The 17,756-nt window shown below is 64.4% G+C and carries 18 protein-coding genes; 17 read left to right on the top strand and 1 reads right to left on the bottom strand.

Going from position 1 to position 17,756, the window contains the following annotated elements; all coding sequences use genetic code 11:
• From AADZ90_RS00635 to AADZ90_RS00620, 4 genes are all read left to right on the top strand, one after another.
• A complete protein-coding gene (locus AADZ90_RS00635) occupies positions 1-1,335 on the top strand; it encodes a S41 family peptidase (protein WP_367311405.1) in 1,335 nt (444 codons plus the stop codon).
• On the top strand, positions 1,332-1,844 hold the full coding sequence (locus tag AADZ90_RS00630) for an RNA pyrophosphohydrolase (RefSeq protein ID WP_367311406.1): 513 nt from the start codon (positions 1,332-1,334) through the stop codon (positions 1,842-1,844). The genes AADZ90_RS00635 and AADZ90_RS00630 overlap by 4 nt, the downstream gene beginning before the upstream one ends.
• 96 nt (positions 1,845-1,940) lie before the next feature.
• Positions 1,941-2,435 carry a hypothetical protein gene (locus AADZ90_RS00625; protein WP_367311407.1) on the top strand — a complete coding sequence of 165 codons (495 nt, stop codon included), beginning with the start codon at positions 1,941-1,943 and terminating at the stop codon, positions 2,433-2,435.
• 38 nt (positions 2,436-2,473) lie between these two features.
• Entirely contained in the window at positions 2,474-3,328 is an 855-nt protein-coding gene (locus tag AADZ90_RS00620) for a class I SAM-dependent methyltransferase (RefSeq protein ID WP_367311408.1), read from the top strand.
• A 33-nt stretch (positions 3,329-3,361) separates the two neighbouring features.
• Here AADZ90_RS00620 and AADZ90_RS00615 read toward each other — a convergent pair whose 3' ends face one another.
• On the bottom strand, positions 3,362-4,678 hold the full coding sequence (locus AADZ90_RS00615) for a lytic murein transglycosylase (RefSeq protein ID WP_411996961.1): 1,317 nt from the start codon (positions 4,676-4,678) through the stop codon (positions 3,362-3,364).
• Positions 4,679-4,848: 170 nt separating this feature from the next.
• Here AADZ90_RS00615 and hmgA point away from each other — a divergent pair, with 170 nt between their 5' ends.
• From hmgA to AADZ90_RS00550, 13 genes are all read left to right on the top strand, one after another.
• Positions 4,849-6,204 (top strand): homogentisate 1,2-dioxygenase, encoded by a 1,356-nt coding sequence (gene hmgA / locus AADZ90_RS00610; RefSeq protein ID WP_367311410.1) that lies wholly within the window; start codon positions 4,849-4,851, stop codon positions 6,202-6,204.
• Positions 6,205-6,246: 42 nt separating this feature from the next.
• Positions 6,247-7,107: an MBL fold metallo-hydrolase gene (locus AADZ90_RS00605; protein WP_367311411.1), complete on the top strand. Its 861-nt coding sequence runs from the start codon at positions 6,247-6,249 to the stop codon at positions 7,105-7,107.
• Positions 7,104-8,060: a fumarylacetoacetate hydrolase family protein gene (locus tag AADZ90_RS00600; RefSeq protein ID WP_367311412.1), complete on the top strand. Its 957-nt coding sequence runs from the start codon at positions 7,104-7,106 to the stop codon at positions 8,058-8,060. The genes AADZ90_RS00605 and AADZ90_RS00600 overlap by 4 nt, the downstream gene beginning before the upstream one ends.
• Positions 8,057-8,404 (top strand): VOC family protein, encoded by a 348-nt coding sequence (locus tag AADZ90_RS00595; protein ID WP_367311413.1) that lies wholly within the window; start codon positions 8,057-8,059, stop codon positions 8,402-8,404. Before AADZ90_RS00600 ends, AADZ90_RS00595 begins: the two co-directional genes overlap by 4 nt.
• Entirely contained in the window at positions 8,401-9,351 is a 951-nt protein-coding gene (locus AADZ90_RS00590) for an MBL fold metallo-hydrolase (RefSeq protein WP_367311414.1), read from the top strand. The genes AADZ90_RS00595 and AADZ90_RS00590 overlap by 4 nt, the downstream gene beginning before the upstream one ends.
• 123 nt (positions 9,352-9,474) lie before the next feature.
• The gene (locus tag AADZ90_RS00585; RefSeq protein ID WP_367311415.1) at positions 9,475-11,031 is read left to right on the top strand and encodes an FAD-dependent monooxygenase; all 1,557 of its coding nucleotides are present in this window, start codon (positions 9,475-9,477) and stop codon (positions 11,029-11,031) included.
• The gene (locus AADZ90_RS00580) at positions 11,028-11,228 is read left to right on the top strand and encodes a DUF2783 domain-containing protein (protein WP_367311416.1); all 201 of its coding nucleotides are present in this window, start codon (positions 11,028-11,030) and stop codon (positions 11,226-11,228) included. The genes AADZ90_RS00585 and AADZ90_RS00580 overlap by 4 nt, the downstream gene beginning before the upstream one ends.
• Before the next feature lie 135 nt (positions 11,229-11,363).
• Positions 11,364-11,966 (top strand): NAD(P)H-dependent oxidoreductase, encoded by a 603-nt coding sequence (locus tag AADZ90_RS00575; RefSeq protein WP_367311417.1) that lies wholly within the window; start codon positions 11,364-11,366, stop codon positions 11,964-11,966.
• The gene (locus AADZ90_RS00570; RefSeq protein ID WP_367311418.1) at positions 11,963-13,930 is read left to right on the top strand and encodes a cation:proton antiporter domain-containing protein; all 1,968 of its coding nucleotides are present in this window, start codon (positions 11,963-11,965) and stop codon (positions 13,928-13,930) included. Before AADZ90_RS00575 ends, AADZ90_RS00570 begins: the two co-directional genes overlap by 4 nt.
• A 99-nt stretch (positions 13,931-14,029) precedes the next feature.
• Positions 14,030-14,896, top strand: a complete 867-nt coding sequence (locus AADZ90_RS00565; protein WP_411996960.1) for a metal ABC transporter substrate-binding protein — start codon at positions 14,030-14,032, stop codon at positions 14,894-14,896.
• Positions 14,893-15,762, top strand: a complete 870-nt coding sequence (locus tag AADZ90_RS00560) for a manganese/iron ABC transporter ATP-binding protein (RefSeq protein ID WP_367311420.1) — start codon at positions 14,893-14,895, stop codon at positions 15,760-15,762. The genes AADZ90_RS00565 and AADZ90_RS00560 overlap by 4 nt, the downstream gene beginning before the upstream one ends.
• A gap of 276 nt (positions 15,763-16,038) precedes the next feature.
• On the top strand, positions 16,039-16,887 hold the full coding sequence (locus AADZ90_RS00555) for a metal ABC transporter permease (protein ID WP_367311421.1): 849 nt from the start codon (positions 16,039-16,041) through the stop codon (positions 16,885-16,887).
• On the top strand, positions 16,884-17,729 hold the full coding sequence (locus tag AADZ90_RS00550; RefSeq protein WP_367311422.1) for a metal ABC transporter permease: 846 nt from the start codon (positions 16,884-16,886) through the stop codon (positions 17,727-17,729). Before AADZ90_RS00555 ends, AADZ90_RS00550 begins: the two co-directional genes overlap by 4 nt.
• Positions 17,730-17,756 lie beyond the last annotated feature (27 nt).

Genomic DNA, 17,756 nt, shown 5'->3' with positions numbered 1-17,756 from the left:
ATGAAGAAATTCGCTTTTGCCGCGATGGTGGGGACGTTGGCGGGCGCTGTCGCGACGACACAGGTGGCCGGGCCGCTTCTGGCCCAGGACAGATCGACCAGCGTGTACGAGCAGCTTGACCTGTTCGGCGACATCTTCGAGCGGATCCGCGGGCAATACGTTGAGGAAGTGGACGAGAGTGCGCTGATTGAGGCGGCGATCGACGGGATGCTGTCGTCGCTTGATCCCCATTCCAGCTACCTCTCCCCCGATGACGCGGCGGATATGCGGGTGCAGACCCGCGGCGAGTTCGGCGGGCTTGGCATCGAGGTTACGCAGGAGGAGGGCTTCGTCAAGGTCGTCTCGCCCATCGACGGCACGCCGGCCGATGCGGCAGGCATTCAGGCCGGCGATTTCATCACCGCGGTTGATGGCGACAGCGTGCTGGGCCTGACGCTGGATGATGCGGTCGATCTGATGCGCGGGCCGGTCGGGTCAGAGATCGTCATCACCGTTGTGCGCGAGGGCGAGGATGATCCCTTTGACGTCTCGCTGATCCGCGACACGATCAAGCTGACCGCCGCGCGCGCCCGGACCGAGGGTGAAACGATCGTTCTGCGCGTGACGACATTCAACGACCAGACATTCCCCAATATGCGAGATGGCCTGGAAGAACAGATCGAAGAGGCGGGCGGTTTCGAGAACGTCAACGGCATCGTCCTTGACCTGCGCAATAACCCGGGCGGTCTGCTGAACCAGGCAATCCTGGTCTCGGACGCCTTTCTTGAAGAGGGCGAGATCGTTTCGACCCGCGGCCGGGAAGCTGCCGACAGCGACCGGATCAATGCCAAGCCGGGTGATCTTGCCGAGGGCAAGCCGATGGTCGTTCTGATCAACGGAGGTTCGGCGTCCGCCTCCGAAATCGTGGCGGGCGCTTTGCAGGACCACAGGCGGGCGATTGTCGTCGGCACCAAGAGCTTTGGCAAAGGATCGGTGCAGACGGTCATGCCGTTGCGCGGCGAAGGTGCGATGCGGCTGACGACAGCGCGCTACTACACCCCGTCGGGCCGGTCGATCCAGGCCCTTGGCATCTCGCCCGACATCATCGTGGAGCAGCCGCGCCTGCGTCCGGTCGAAGATGAGGAGACCGAGGAGGAGAATCGTCCCAGCCGGTCGGAGGCGGATCTCCGCGGCTCGCTCGTCAACGACAGCCTCAGCGAGGAAGAGCAGCAGCAGATCGAGGCTGACCGCGCCCGGGCCGAGGCGGTCGCCGCGCTGCGGGAAGAGGATTACCAGTTGGCTTACGCGATCGACATCCTCAAGGGGCTGAACACGCTGGCTGCGGATTTCGAGTGACGCCAGAGGAGATCACGGCGCTGCCGTACCGGCCTTGCGTTGGCGTCGTCCTCGCCAACGCGCATGGCAGGGTCTTCATCGGGCAGCGCAGTGACTGGTCGGAACCGGCCTGGCAGATGCCGCAAGGCGGGATCGACGAGGGTGAGACCTTGCGCGAGGCGGCCCTGAGGGAGCTTCGGGAAGAGACCGGCGTCACCGCCGATCTGGTGAAGGTCGAGGCGGAAACCCCTGATTGGTTGACCTACGACTTTCCCCCCGCGATCGCGGCGAAGCGTTGGAGCGGACGGTTCCGTGGGCAGACGCAGAAATGGGTGCTTCTCCGGTTCCTGGGCGAGGACGCGCAGATCGACATCGCGACAGAGCATCCCGAATTCTCCGAATGGCTGTGGGCCCGGCCGGATGAGGTGCTGGACAGGATCGTGCCGTTCAAGCGGGCGGTCTATGAGCAGGCTTTGGACGCTTTCCGCCCGCAGCTGGAAGCGCTTTCCGAAATGGGACGGGCCGTTTGAGCTCTCTAGTTGCCGTGCAGTTATTGAATGTCAGAGCGGGCTTGGCTGAAGAACGGCTCAAGCGCCCTTGCCGACCGCGATAGAAAGGCTTTTTTCATGATGCTACGCACATCCGTCGCCGCCCTCATGCTCGCAGCTTTCGCGACGCAGGCCGCAGCACTCAGCTGCATGAGACCCGACATCGCGCGGACGTATCAATACGCCGCCGAGAGTGAAGACCTCTACAGCGTCGTGATGGGGGAGTTCGTCTTCGACGAAAGCGCGATGCCCGACGCTGTCCTGTCCTCGGCCCGCGGGTTCGATAAGGACGTAACCGAGATTCCCGCGCGGTTCACCGGGCGGCAGCTCAGCCGGAACGGGTTCGCCACCGATTACGATGTCGAGGTCGTGCTGGAAGTTCAGTGCCTTGGACAGTGGTGCGGTGGCATGGCGGAGGGGGAGACTGTGATCGCTTTTCTGCGTCATGGGGGTGAGACGCCCGTCCTCGACGTCACGCCCTGCGGCGAGACGGTCTTTACCGACCCGGATCAGGCTCAGATCTCGATGGCGATCTCCTGCATCAACGGCGGTACCTGCGGCCCGGCTGGATAGCCCTTCCCTCCACCCGGCTCCTGCGTTAGGCGACGCGGATGGCGCGGAAAAAACTGAATACCCAGGCCGTGGGCCTCGATGCGGGTCTTGGTCTTATCCATTGGCTGACCGGCCGGGAAGACATGCATTACGGCCTTTGGGATGGTCTGGATGTGTGCGCCGCCAATCTGGGCGCGGCCCAAGTGGCCTATTCCGAGCGGCTGTTGTCGATGCTGCCCAAAGGGTCCTTCCGGATCCTCGATATCGGCGGCGGGGCAGGAGAAACGGCCAAGCGGCTGATCGCGCTGGGCCATAACATCGATATCGTCGTTCCCTCGCCGCTTCTGGCGGAGCGGTGCCGTACCAATGCGCCCGAAGCGACCGTCTATGAGGCGCGCTTCGAAGACGCAGCTCTCACCGGGCCTTACGATCTGTGCCTTTTTTCGGAGAGTTTTCAGTACATCCCGCTTGCCAAGGGGCTGGCGAAGTGCCTGACGCTGCTGGCCGAGGATGGGCACATCCTCCTCGCCGATTGCTTTCGGAGCGAGGCGTATAGCGTCGACAAGATGCGCGCCAAGGTGGGCGGCGGTCACCGGCTGGGTGCGTTTCGCGAGACGCTGGAGGGCCTGCCCCTGACAGTCGAGGAAGAGCATGACGTGACCGAGGCTGCTGCCCCCTCGGTCGAAATCGAACAGGCGCTTTTCAACGTGATCGGCGACGCGCTGACGCGGATCGACGCGGAGCTTCAGGAAAAGCGTCCGGCCAGGCGCTGGGCGATCCAGCGCCTGCTGCGCCTCGTGCTGTCGGAACGCAGCCGCGGCCGTCTGAAGCAGCGCCTGATGGAACAGACACGCAATCGCGAGACCTTTGCGGAGTATAACCGCTATCTGATGATGCGCCTTGCCCGAGCGTAGGGTGGCCCGCCGCCGAGACCGGCGGCGGAGACCTTAGCGCAGCCGTTCCAGCAGCGAGATCGAGGCGTAGCCGTCCGGCGTCAGCCCGTTCGAGCGCTGGAAGGATCGGATCGCATCGATCGTTTTCGGCCCGATCCGGCCATCGATACCCTGGGTCGAGAAGCCGGCATTCGTCAGCCGCTCCTGCAGCTCCTTCCGTTCGGTATAACGAAGCGCCCGGTCGTTGCGCGGCCAGCCGAAGCGGATGGGACCGGCGCCCGCGATCCGGTCGCTGAGGTGGCCGACGCCGATGACGTAGGCGTCGGCGGTGTTGTAGCGCTCGATGACAGAGAAATTCTTGAAGATCATGAAGGCCGCACCTTCGGCGCCTGCGGGCAGAAGGATCGACGCGCTGCCGTGATCGCGCACCGGTTGGCCGTCGATGCCAGTGATCCCGAGGCGCGCCCAGTCGGACGGCATCTTGGTGATCGACCGGTTGGCCTGGGTGTAGTCGAAGCCGTTGGGCAACCGCACTTCGACCCCCCAGGGTTGGCCCGAGATCCAGCCGAAATTCTTCAGATAGGCCGCGGTGGAGGCGAGCGCGTCGGTCGGATCGTCCGACCAGATGTCTCGCCGTCCGTCGCCGGTGAAGTCGACCGCGTAGGAGAGATAGGAGGTCGGCATGAATTGCGTATGCCCCATCGCGCCGGCCCAACTGCCTGTCATCCGGTCGGCTGTCGTGTCGCCGCTTTGCAGGATCTTGAGTGCGGCGATCAGCTGTTCCTCGAAGAACGCGCCCCGCCGCCCGTCATAGGCAAGCGTCGCCATCGCGCCGATGATCGGCGTGTCCCCGCGGACCGCGCCATAGGCGCTTTCCAGCCCCCAGACGGCGGCGACGACCTCTTTCTCGACGCCGTATTCCGCCTCGATCCGGTCGAGGACGGGACCGTGGCGTTCGAGCGCCGCGCGTCCGTTGCGGATGCGCGTGTCGGAGACGGCGCTGTCCAGATAGTCCCAGAGCGTCTTGGTAAACTCCGACTGGTTGCGGTCGCGCTGGATCACGTCGGCGTTGTAGCGCACGTTGCGGAAGGCGGCATCGAAGGTCGCGTCAGAGATGCCTTGCGCCCGAGCGCGGGCGCGGAACCCGTCGATCCAGCGGTTGAAGCCTTCGTTCGACGTGGCCTGCACGTTCATCACCGCCGCCTCCTGTTGGTCTTCTGGTCGGGCGACGGCCGGGGCCGGGCTTGGTCTGAGCTGTGGCCGTAGAACAGCACCCACGGGCGCGGCGCTTTTGGCCATAACCGCCGGCCGCATTTCGGGCCGGAGGGAGGATGCGGGCCCTGTCGCCTGCACCGGCGCGGCGACGGTCATTGCCGCAATCGCGCAAAGGGCACGCCGAAGCGCGCGGGGAAACTGCTCTTTATACCTCATGGTCATGATTCTAACGCGATTGGGCCGTTCGGGGAAGCGATCTGATGGGCCAGATCGCCCCTTGCGGCCTTTTTTCCAGCGCTTATCCTTGGGCGCGGGAGGATCGTCCGATGAATGTTCAGACCCAACCGCAGGTCAGCGATAGCGCACGGACCGGCGCGCCGCGCGGCTACATGCCGGGTTTCGGCAACGATTTCGAGACGGAGGCGCTGCCCGATGCGCTGCCGCAGGGTCAGAATTCGCCGCAGAAGTGCAATTACGGGCTCTATGCCGAGCAATTGTCGGGAACGCCCTTTACCGCGCCGCGTGGCCAGAACGAGCGGACGTGGTGCTACCGGATCCGCCCGTCGGTGCGGCATCAGTCGCGCTGGGTGAAGACAGAGGTGCCGGGCTGGAAGACGGCGCCGCATGTGGTGGATGACGTGATTTCGCTGGGTCAGTACCGATGGGATCCGATCCCGGTCCCGGACGAGGCGCTGACCTTCGTGACCGGTATGCGGACGATGACGACAGCGGGCGATGTGAACACGCAGGTCGGCATGGCCGCGCATGTGTACCTTGCGACCGCGTCGATGGAGGACGATTACTTTTATTCCGCCGACAGCGAGCTGCTGGTCGTTCCCCAGGCCGGGCGGCTGCGGTTCCACACAGAGATGGGCGTCATGGATGCCGAGCCGCAGGAGATCGCGATCCTGCCGCGCGGCATGGTGTTCCGTGTCGAAGTTCTGGAGGGGCCCGCGCGCGGCTTCGTCTGCGAGAATTATGGGGCCAAGTTCGACCTGCCCAACCGCGGGCCGATCGGCGCGAATTGCCTGGCCAATCCGCGCGACTTCAAGGCGCCGGTCGCGGCCTTCGAGGACCGGGAGGTGCCCAGCCGGATCACCATCAAGTGGTGCGGGCAGTTCCATGTGACCGAGATCGGCCATTCGCCTTTGGACGTCGTCGCGTGGCACGGGAACTATGCGCCGTGCAAGTACGACCTGCGCACGTTCTCGCCGGTGGGCGCCATCCTGTTCGACCACCCGGACCCGTCGATCTTTACGGTGCTGACAGCGCCATCGGGCGTGGAAGGCACCGCGAATATCGATTTCGTGCTGTTCCGCGACCGCTGGAACGTGGCCGAGCACACCTTCCGCCCGCCCTGGTATCACAAGAACATCATGTCCGAGCTGATGGGCAACATCCACGGGATCTACGACGCCAAGCCAGAGGGGTTCGTGCCGGGGGGGATCTCTCTTCATAACATGATGCTGCCGCACGGGCCGGATGGTCCGGCCTTCGAGAGGGCGTCGAATGCGAAGCTGGCGCCGTCCAAGCTGGAAGACACGATATCCTTCATGTTCGAGACGCGGTTTCCGCAGCATCTGACGCGGTTCGCCGCCGAGGAGGCCCCGCTGCAGGACGATTACGTCGAATGCTGGGACGGGCTGGAGAAGAAGTTCGACGGGACGCCCGGGCTGAAGTGACGGGATCTTGAGTATTTTTGGCCAGATGAAGAGGGCTCATTTGTGCTGAGCGACCGTCTGGTCTTGCTGGGCACGAAGGGCGGCCCGGCGATCCGTGCGGGCGGGCCGAATCCCACCTCGCATCTTCTGGTGATGGACGGTCGGCCTTTCGTCATCGATTGCGGGCTGGGGGTAACCCGCGGGCTGGTGGAGGCGGGGCTGGAGCTGCGGGATCTGCGGACTGTGCTGATCACGCATCTACATTCCGATCACGTGCTGGAGCTTGGGCCGCTGATCCATACTGCCTGGACGGCGGGGTTGTCGCACGAGGTTGAGGTTTGGGGGCCGGTCGGGAGTGCGGCCTACTGGGACGGCTTCTGTGCCTCAATGGCGTTCGACATGGGTCTACGGGTTGCGGATGAGGGACGGCCGCCTTTGGGGGAGATGGTGCGGGTGCGGGAGTTTTCCGAAGGGCCGCTGGCGCTGGATGGCGTCAAGGCATCGGCGCTGCGGGTCGCCCATCCGCCGGTGACGGAGTGCTTCGCGCTGCGGCTGGAGGTGCCGGGATGGTCGATCGTCTTCGGGGCCGACACGGCCTATTTCCCGCCCCTGGCGGCGTTCGCGACGGGGGCCGATCTGCTGGTGCATGAGGCAATGCTGATGGCCGGGGTCGATGCGCTCTGCGCACGGGTCGGCAACGCGGAGCGGCTGAAGGCACATCTGCTTGCCAGCCACACGCCACTTGAAGATGCGATCCGGATTGTGCAGGAGGCCGGGGTGGGTCAGCTTGTGCTCAACCATCTGGTGCCGTGCGATCTGCCGGGCTACGGACGGGACGTTTGGGAAGCGGCCGCCGGTGCGGCCTGGCCAGGTGGGCCCGTTCTGGTGGGGTATGACGGACTGACTTTGGAGCGCGCGGCATGAAGCTCGCCACGATTGATAACGGAACGCCGGACGGCACGGCTGTGGTCGTGTCCGACGATCTGTCGTCCTGCGCCCGGCTGGGGATGTCGATGCAGCAGGTGCTCGACCGGTGGGACGAGGTCGAGTGGCCGGAGCCTGCGGCACCGTTTGATATCGCGGAGGCTCTGGCGCCGTTGCCGCGGGCGGTGCAGTTCCTCGACGGGTCGGCCTATGTGAACCATGTGGAGCTGGTGCGGCGCGCGCGGGGGGCGGAGATGCCGGAGCGGTTCTGGACGGATCCCCTGATGTATCAGGGCTGTTCCGCGCCGTGTCTGTCGGCGACGGCGCCGATCGCGACCGATCCAGACTGGGGAACGGATTTCGAGGCGGAGGTCGCTGTGGTGACGGGTTTCGTGCCGCGCGGCGTGTCGGTCGCGCGGGCCGGGGAAGCGGTGCGGCTGGTGATGCTTTTGAACGATGTCTCCTTACGGGCGCTGATCCCGGATGAGCTGTCGAAAGGGTTTGGCTTTGTGCAGTCGAAGCCGCCATCCGCATTCTCGCCTATCGCAGTAACGCCGGATGCCCTGCCGGGATGGGCAGAGGGCCGGCTGTCGGGCCGGGTATGCGTTAACCTTAACGATGAGGCGTTCGGGCGGGCCGAGGCGGGCGCCGACATGACCTTTGGCTTTCCGGAACTGATTGCCCATGCAGCGAAGACGCGGGACCTGCCGGCCGGAACGATCATCGGGTCGGGGACGGTGTCGAACAAGCTCAATGGCGGGCCGGGCAAACCGGTGGCCGAAGGCGGTGCGGGATATTCCTGCATCGCTGAGCAGCGGATGGTCGAGACGATCGAACGCGGAGCGGCGGCAACACCCTTTCTCAAGGGCGGCGATCGGGTGCGGATCTGGATGGAAGATGACGGCGGCCGGTCGGTCTTCGGAGATATCGATCAGGGCGTGGTGCCTGCATGAGGCTTGACCACGTTCAGTTGGCGATCGAGGCGGGCTCGGAGGATGCGCATCGGGCGTTCTGGGTTGGCTGCCTTGGGTTCGAGGAGGAGGCGAAGCCGCAGGCTTTGGCGGCGCGCGGCGGGCTTTGGGTGCGGCACGGCGATGTACGGGTGCATCTGGGCGTGGAAGACCTACATCGGCCCGCCTTGAAGGCGCATCCGGCTTTTGCGATTGCCGATATTGAGGCGTTGGCAGAGCGCTTGGAGGCGTATCCGGTCGATTGGGACGATGCGATCCCGGGGCTGCGGCGCTTCTTTACCGCCGATCCGTCGGGCAATCGGATCGAGATACTGGAGGAGAGATGAGCAAGGCATTCGCCTCGGCCGGGGATACCGCCGAGAAGGAGATCAGTTTCAGCGAGATCGGTGAGGGGCTTTATGCCTTCACCGCGGAGGGGGATCCGAATTCGGGGGTCATCGTCGGTGACGAAAGCGTCATGGTGATCGAGGCGCAGGCGACGCCGCGGCTGGCGCGCAAGGTGATCGAGGCAGTGCGGTCGGTCACCGACAAGCCGATCAGTCATCTGGTGCTGACGCATTATCACGCGGTGCGTGTGCTTGGCGCCTCGGCCTATGGGGCGGATCAGATCGTCATGTCGGACACGGCCCGGTCGATGGTCGTCGAGCGCGGGCAAGAGGATTGGGAGAGCGAGTTCGACCGGTTCCCACGGCTTTTTCAGGGGCATGAGGAGATCCCGGGACTGACCTGGCCGACGGCGACGTTTTCCGATGCGATGACGATCTATCTGGGGAACCGGCGGGTGGATATCGCTCACCTGGGCCGGGCGCATACGGCAGGCGATGCCGTGGTTTGGGTGCCGGACGAAGAGGTAATGTTCACGGGCGATATCGTCGAGTATCACTCGGCCTGCTATTGCGGGGACGGACATTTCTCGGATTGGGGTGAGACGCTCGACATGATCGGTGCGTTCGAGCCGAGGGCGATTGCGCCGGGGCGCGGGGATGCTCTGGTCGGCGAAGAGATGGTCTGGGCGGCGATCGAGAATACGCGCGATTTCGTAGAGTCGACCTTTGCTCCCGCGGCGCGAGTCGCCGCTAAGGGCGGCGATCTGAAAGAGGCGATGGCGGAGGTGCGGAAGGTCTGTGATCCGAAATTCTCGGATTTTGCGATCTACGAGCACTGCCTGCCGTTCAACGTTGCGCGCGCCTATGACGAGGCGCGGGGGCTGGATCATCCGCGGATCTGGACCGCCGCTCGGGACAAGGAAATGTGGGAGGCTTTGCAGGAGTAGAAATCTCTTCGAAGAAGAGATTTCGCGTCTGACCATCTTTGGACGAGACAGAATTTTCTAGAAAATTCTGCCTGAGCAAAATCTTCTAGAAGATTTTGGCACCTGGCCATGAGGGAGGGTTTGATGCCTTACGATTATGCGCCGTTTCCGTATCGCCGGCCGCCGGGGCTTGATGCGCCCGAGCCGCGCCATCCGGTCGTGATCGTCGGGGCGGGGCCGGTCGGCCTGGCGATGGCGCTGGAACTCGCCAATCACGGGGTGCCGTCGGTTGTCGTCGATGACAACGATGTGGTGTCGGTGGGATCGCGCGCGATTTGCTGGTCGAAGCGGTCTCTGGAGATTTTCGACCGGCTCGGCATTGCGGAGCAAGCGGTCGAGAAGGGGGTGACCTGGAAGGTCGGGCGAACCTTCCACGGTGACAGGGAGGTCTTCAATTTTGATCTTTTGCCAGAGGATGCGCACCAGTTCCCCGCTTTCGTGAACCTTCAGCAGTATTACGTCGAACAATACCTTGCCGAGCGGGCGTTGGCTGAGCCACTGGTAGATCTGCGCTTCAAAAACCGGGTGACAGGGGTCGACAAGACCTCGGGTCGGCTGGAGATCGAGACCCCCGATGGGCCTTATGCGCTTGAGGCCGAGTATGTGCTGGCCTGCGACGGCGCGCGCTCGCCGTTGCGCGACATGCTGGGGCTCAGCTTCGAAGGGCAGACCTTTGAAGAGCGGTTTCTAATCGCCGATATCGAGATGGCAAAGGACAGCGCGCCCGGCGGCGACACGCCCGAGCGGCATTTCTGGTTCGAACCGACATTTCACCCCGGCCAGTCCGCGCTGCTCCACAAGCAGCCCGACAACATCTACCGGATTGACCTTCAGCTTGGCTGGGACGCTGATCCCGAACATGAAAAGCGGCCCGAGGTGGTGATCCCGCGGATTGAGAAGGTCGTCGGGCATTCCGACTTCCGGCTCGATTGGGTCAGTGTCTACACCTTCCGCTGCGCGCGTCTCGACCGATTCGTACATGACCGGGTGATCTTTGTGGGCGACAGCGCCCATGTCGTGTCGCCCTTCGGCGCGCGCGGGGGCAATGGCGGGCTGCAGGATGTCGACAATCTGGGCTGGAAGCTCGCGGCCGTGCTGAACGGCGGCGATCCCGGGCTGATCGAGAGCTATGATCGGGAGCGGGTCTTTGCCGCGGACGAGAACATCGCCAACTCGGCGCGGGCGACCGGTTTCATGACGCCCGCCTCGCCGGTTGCTGCGATGTTCCGCGATGAGGTGCTTGCCTTGGCAGGGAAGACCGCCTTTGCTCGCCCGATGGTGAATTCAGGGCGGCTGTCCCGGCCGTGCATTTATCCGGGCAACCGGGCAGATGATCCTTCTCTGCCCGATGCGAGCCGGCCGGGGGCCGTGGCCCCCGATGCGCCGGAGGGCAATGGTTGGCTGCTGCCGCAGCTTGCCCGCGCGCCGCATCTGTTGGCGCTTGGATGTGCGGCGCCTGATATAGGCGTCGCGGTGATCTCACCCGAGATCACGCCCGAGATCCGGGCACGGTATCTCGGTGAGGCGGATCAGGCGATCTACCTTGTCCGCCCGGATCAGGTGGTGGCGGGACGCTGGACCTCGGCCGACGAGACGGCGATTGCAGAGGCTGTCGCGGCACTGTGGGCGGGCCAAGCATGAGCCTTGTGACCAAACCGAACCTCGACGATGGCGATGGCTTCTACGCCGATCTGCTCGCCGCGCATGACGGTCTGAGCGAGGGGGCGAGCCACCGGCTCAACGCGCAGCTTGTCCTGATCCTTGCGAACCATATCGGAGAGCGGGCGGTGCTGGCCGAGGCGCTGGCGCTTGCCCGCACCGACCTCTCCGAGACGTAGGCCCGCGCGCCTCTTCGCCCGATCTCATGGCAAGTCACCCGCCGTCGCGCCGCTGCACCGCTCTGATCCTCGGCAAGGCGTTGCATCCCGTGAACAAAACCCTGTTAAGGTCACATCGGACAGGTGGGAGCGGTCATGGCAAAGCTCATCCTTTATTACGCGCATCCGGGTCAGCGCTTTTCGCGGGTGAACCACGCGATGACCGACGCAGTGCGAGAGATCGAGGGGATCACGAGGGTTGACCTCTATGCCGATTACCCGCGCTATGACATCAATGTCGAACACGAGCAGGAGCGGTTGATCGACCATGACGTGATCGTCTGGCAGTTTCCGCTTTTCTGGTATTCGGTGCCCGCGCTTCTGAAGGACTGGATGGATCTCGTCCTTGAACCCGGTTTTGCCTACGGCGACGGGGGTGACAAGCTCGAGGGAAAGCGCGTCATGCTGGCGATCAGCACGGGCGGACCCGAGGAGTCCTACTGCAAGGACGGATACAATAACTTCGACCTGCGTACGCTGCTGGCGCCCCTCGAGCAGACGGCGCGGCTCTGCAAGATGGAGTTCCTGCCGCCCTATGTCTTCTATGGCGCTGTCGGGGCGGATGGCGAAGCGCGGGTTGCGGACCACGCCGCGAGCTACCGGCAGCTGATCGAAGCGCTGCGCGATGACCGGTTCGATCCGCAGGACATCGAGGTTCTGACCTCGAAGGTCTTCACCGGACAGGAGGCAGCGGAATGACCGAGATGCTGACGCTCGCGCTGATCTTCCTCGTTGCCGGGGTGATCATGGTGCCGATCGCAAGCCGACTGGGTCTGGGATCAGTACTTGGATACCTGATCGCGGGGATCCTGCTGAGCCCGCTTCTGTCGGTCGCCAATGTCGACGTGGTCGAGGTACAGCACTTTGCCGAATTCGGCGTCGTGATGATGCTGTTCCTGGTCGGGCTGGAGCTTGAGCCGCGGGTGCTCTGGCAGATGCGCTATCAGCTTGTGGGTCTCGGCGGGCTGCAGGTTCTGGGGACAGGTGCGGCCATTGCCGGGATCGCGGTGATGTTCGGCCAGCCGTGGAATGTTGCGATCGCCATCGGGGCAGTGCTGTCGCTATCGTCCACGGCAATCGTGCTGAAGACGTTGACGGAGAAGGGGCTTTTGCGATCGCGCGGCGGGCAGTCTTCGTTTTCGGTCCTGCTGACCCAGGACATTGCCGTCATCCCGATGCTGGCGTTTCTGCCCTTCCTCGCCATGCCGGAACTTGCTGGCCTGGCCGAGACCGGGGCAGAGCATGGCGCCGGCCATGGAGAGGAGGCCGGCACCGCCATGCTGGGCGGGATCGAGGCGTGGATCGCCGAACGGTCCGGCTGGGAACGGGCGGGGCTGACGATCGGCGCCATCGCTTCGGTGATCCTCGTCGGAAGCTATCTGACGCGGCCCGTTTTCGGTTTCATCGCCAAGGCGCGCCTGCAGGAGCTGTTCACCGCCACGGCTCTGACCATCGTCGTCGGGATCGCCGTTCTGATGACGATGGTGGGCCTCTCGCCGGCCCTCGGTACATTTCTTGCCGGGGTGGTTCTGGCCAATTCGGAGTACCGGCACGAGCTTGAAGCGGATCTGGAACCGTTCCGAGGCCTACTGCTTGGGCTCTTTTTCATTACCGTTGGCGCAGGGATCAACTTCCCGCTGCTTTGGGACACGCTGGGCACGGTCCTTGCCTTGACGCTGGGTCTTGTCCTGGTGAAGGGCGCGGTTCTCTACCTGCTGGCAGTCATCTTCCAGCTCAGGGGAACCGACCGGTGGCTCTTCACCCTCTCCCTGGCGCAGGCGGGCGAGTTCGGCTTCGTCCTGCTGAGCTTCGCGACAGCCAACGCGATCATGCCCCGAGGTGTGGCCGATCAGCTTCTGCTCATCGTCGCCCTGTCGATGCTGGTGACACCGCTTCTCTTCATCATCTTCGATCGGGCCGTCGCACCACGCTTTTCCAGCGCGCAGGAACGGGAACCGGACGAGATCGATGCCGATGGGCCGATCATCATCGCCGGTCACGGCCGGTTCGGCGGGGTCGTCAACCGGATCCTCACCTCGGCGGGCTACAAGACGGTCGTCCTCGACAACAACATCTCGCATCTTGAGATGCTGCGCGCCTTCGGGTTCCGCGTCTTCTACGGCGATCCGACGCGGCCCGATCTGCTCCATGCCGCGGGGATCGAGAATGCGCGGCTGCTCGTCGTCGCCATCGACGATCCGCACCAGACGACAGAGCTGGTCAGATATGTCTCCGACGCCCACCCCCATGTCCATGTGACCGCCCGCGCGCAGGACAGGAACCACGTTTACGAGCTGTGGGCCGCCGGATGCCGCGACATCATCCGCGATACCTTCGATTCAGCGGTGAGGACGGGACGATCGGCGCTGGAGGCGCTGGGCTACCACCCCTTCGACGCCGAACGGCAGGTGAAGGATTTCGTTGCGCGGGACCAGCACGCGTTGCGGCGGATGGCCGATCTCTACGATCCCGAGACGCCATCCTACAAGAACGACGCCTATGTCGCCCGCGCCCGAGAGCTGATGAAGGAGCAGGACGAGGCGATGCAGCAGGACAGCCCCGACTATACCGACTGGATCGGGCGCGCCTGGGTGCCGCCGAGTCCGGCTGATCAGAAGAGCGATGCGGAGGCGGCGGACGAAGCCGAGCGGAAGGCATCATAGATCTGCCACTTTTTGTTGATAATAATTCGCATTTGCATTGACAGGTCAAAGTGCGACAATATCTTCCCATCGTCACTCATCAGGGAGTCGTCGATGCGTATGATCCTCTTGTGTTTCGCTTTGCTCGCTCCTCCGGCGGCGGCCCAGGACCAGTTGAAGGCTGTTACCACCTTCACCGTGATTGCTGACATGGCGCAGAATGTGGCGGGCGATACGGCAGAGGTCGTCTCGATCACCCGCCCCGGCGCCGAGATTCATGGATATCAGCCGACGCCGCGCGATCTGATCCGCGCCCAGGATGCCGATCTGATCCTGTGGAACGGGTTGAACCTCGAGCTTTGGTTCGAGCAGTTCCTCGCCAATCTGGGCGATATCCCGTCGGTCACCGTGTCGGACGGGATCGACCCGATCTCCATCGCCGAAGGCGAGTATGAGGGGCGTCCAAACCCCCATGCCTGGATGGGTCTGGATAACGCGTTGATCTATATCGACAACATCCGCGACGCATTCTCCGAGGCCGATCCTGAGAACGCTGAGATCTACGCTGCCAACGCCGAGGCGTATAAGAACGAGCTGCGCGCAGTGATCGGACCTTTGCGAGAGCGGGTGGCCGCCCTACCCGAAGAGGCGCGGACTTTGGTCACCTGTGAAGGCGCTTTTTCCTACCTCGCGCGGGATTTCGGGCTGGAAGAGCTCTATCTCTGGCCAATGAACGCGGATCAGACAGGAACGCCACAGCAGGTGCGGCGAGTGATCGATGGCGTGCGCGAAAGCGGCGTCCCGGCAGTGTTCTGCGAAAGCACCGTCAGCAACGATCCCGCCCTGCAGGTGGCGCGCGAAACGGGCGCGGCGTTCGGCGGGGTGCTTTATGTCGATAGCCTGACAGAGGCGGACGGGCCGGTTCCGACCTATCTCGACCTGCTGCGCGTCACGTCCGAGACCATCGCGGAGGGTCTTGGCGGATGAAGGATGCCGTCGCCGCACCGCTGATCGAGGCCGAGACAGGGATCTCGGCCTCTGGCGTGACGGTGACCTACCGGAACGGCACGACGGCACTGCGCGACACGAGCTTTGAGATCCCGAAAGGGACGATCACCGCCTTGGTGGGCGTGAACGGGGCGGGCAAGTCGACCTTGTTCAAGGCGATTATGGGGTTCGTCCCGGTCGCGGCAGGTGAGATTTCCGTGCTGGGTCGTCCGGTGAAGGCGGCGCTGCGGCAGAACCTCGTCGCCTATGTGCCTCAGGCCGAGGAAGTCGACTGGTCCTTTCCGGTACTGGTCGAAGACGTTGTCATGATGGGCCGCTACGGACATATGGGGCTTTTGCGCCGCGCGGCAGAGGCCGACCGGCGCGCGGTGGCCGAGGCGCTCGAGCGGGTCGGGATGAGCGCCTATCGCGAGCGTCAGATCGGGGAGCTCTCGGGCGGTCAGCGCAAGCGGGTCTTCCTGGCGCGGGCGCTTGCGCAGGATGCCCAGGTGATCTTGCTGGACGAGCCCTTCACTGGCGTCGACGTGGCGACGGAGGAGGCGATCATCAAGCTCCTCTCCGACCTGCGCGAGGAGGGGCGGGTGATGCTGGTGTCGACCCACAACCTCGGGTCGGTGCCGGAGTTTTGCGACCGGACGATCCTCGTGAAGGGGACGGTGCTGGCATACGGGCCGACGGCAGAGACGTTCACGCGCCGCAACCTCGAACGGGCGTTTGGCGGCGTGCTGCGGCATTTCGTTCTGGGCGGTGATGATCTGCACGACGATGACGACCCGCGCCGCATCCGGGTCATCACGGACGACGAGCGGCCGTTCGTTATCTACGACGATGATCACCGTGATTAGGCTGAGCCGATTGCGATGGCGCTTATCACTCATGACTCGTCCGGCGTTTACGCCAGGCAGCGCCCGACCGTGCAGGGCGATTACGCCGCGCCACTTGCGCCACGGTCACCCTGAACCCCACGGGTCGGGCGCTTTTGCGACGTCCGTGATCCGCACGACCGAATGGTCGGTTTCTGATCTTACAAGCTGCTCAAACCCGCCCCGTCGGGTCGGGCACTCCGCTCCTCACGTCCACCAAAGGTCTGGCGCGCCCCTCCATTCTTTGCCGGTCTGGGCATGACCGATACCCTGTTCACCCCGTTTGCCTACGGCTACATGGTCAACGCGATCTGGGTTTCGGCCCTTGTCGGCGCGGTCTGCGCGTTCCTGTCGGCATACCTGATGCTGAAGGGGTGGTCGCTGATCGGCGATGCGCTGTCCCACTCCATCGTTCCGGGTGTGGCGGGGGCTTACATGTTGGGGCTGCCCTTCGCGCTGGGCGCGTTCCTCGCCGGTGGGCTTGCCGCCGCGTCGATGCTGTTCCTGCGGGAGAGGACGGGCCTCAAGGAAGACGCGATCATCGGGTTGATCTTCACCGGCTTCTTCGGGCTCGGGCTTTTCATGGTCTCGGTCTCTCCGGTGCCGGTGGACGTGCAGACCATCATCCTGGGCAACATCCTCGCGATCTCGCCCACCGACACGCTGCAGCTGGCCCTGATCGGGGGCATTTCGCTGGCCGTGCTGCTGCTGAAGTGGAAGGACCTGATGGTCGCCTTCTTCGATGAGAACCACGCGCGGTCGATCGGCCTCAGGCCGCGGGTCTTGCGCGCCGTCTTCTTCACGCTTCTGGCCGCGTCCTGTGTCGCGGCGCTGCAGACCGTCGGCGCATTCCTTGTCATCGCCATGGTCGTCACCCCCGGCGCGACCGCCTACCTGTTGACCGACCGCTTCCCGCGGCTGATTGCCATCAGCGTGGCCCTGGGCGCGGGGACCAGCGCGGTGGGCGCCTATCTGTCCTTCTTCCTCGACGGGGCGACGGGCGGCGTGATCGTCTGCCTGCAGACGCTGGTCTTCTTTCTGGCATTCCTGTTCGCACCCAAACACGGGCGGCTCGCGGCGCGCCGCCGGGCACAGGCGGCGCTGTGATAGAGATGGCGCTCGCCCCCTTTGCCTTCCCGTTCATGGTGAAGGCATTCGTGATCGCTGGGCTGATCTCGATCCCCACGGCGCTGCTGTCGTGTTTCCTCGTCCTTAAGGGCTGGTCGCTGATGGGCGACGCGGTGAGCCATGCGGTGCTGCCGGGGATCGTGCTGGCCTATATCGCGGGCATTCCGCTGATCATCGGCGCCTTCGCGGCCGGTATGATCTGCGCCGTCGCGACCGGATACCTGGCCGAGCAGAGCCGGGTGAAGGAGGACACCGTGATGGGCGTCGTCTTCTCCGGCATGTTCGGGCTGGGGCTGGTCCTCTACACGCAGGTCCAGACGGATGTGCATCTGGACCACATCCTGTTCGGCAACATGCTGGGCATTTCGGGTGGGGAGCTTGCCACGTCGGGGATCATCGCCGGGGTCGTGGCCTTGGTCCTGCTGGCCAAGCGGCGGGATCTGATGCTGCACGCCTTCGACCCCGCGCAGGCCCGTGCCCTGGGGCTACCGGTGCGGTGGCTGCATTACGGGCTTTTGTCGCTTTTGTCGCTGACCATCGTGTCGACGCTGTCGTCGGTCGGGCTGATCCTGACGATCGGGCTGCTGATCGCGCCGGGGGCCATCGCCTTTCTGCTGACCCGCCGGTTCGAGCGGATGTTGGGGATCGCCGTGGCGGTCACGCTGCTGGCCGGGTTCGCGGGCGTCTACCTGTCGTTCTGGATCGACAGCGCGCCTGCGCCCACGATCATCCTGATCCTCAGCGGGATCTTCGTCATCGCCTTCGCCGCTTCGGCCCGCCGGGCGCGGGTGGCTTCCAAAGCCGGACGCGCGACGCCATAGTCGCGCCAGACGGCAAGGGAGGCAGGC

Origin of the sequence: Aestuariibius violaceus (genome assembly GCF_040779325.2) — a bacterium.
In the GTDB taxonomy this organism is placed as follows: Bacteria; Pseudomonadota; Alphaproteobacteria; order Rhodobacterales; family Rhodobacteraceae; genus Aestuariibius; species Aestuariibius violaceus.
Note: the sequence above shows the minus strand (reverse complement) of the source record. Positions and strands in the feature narration are given on the sequence as shown.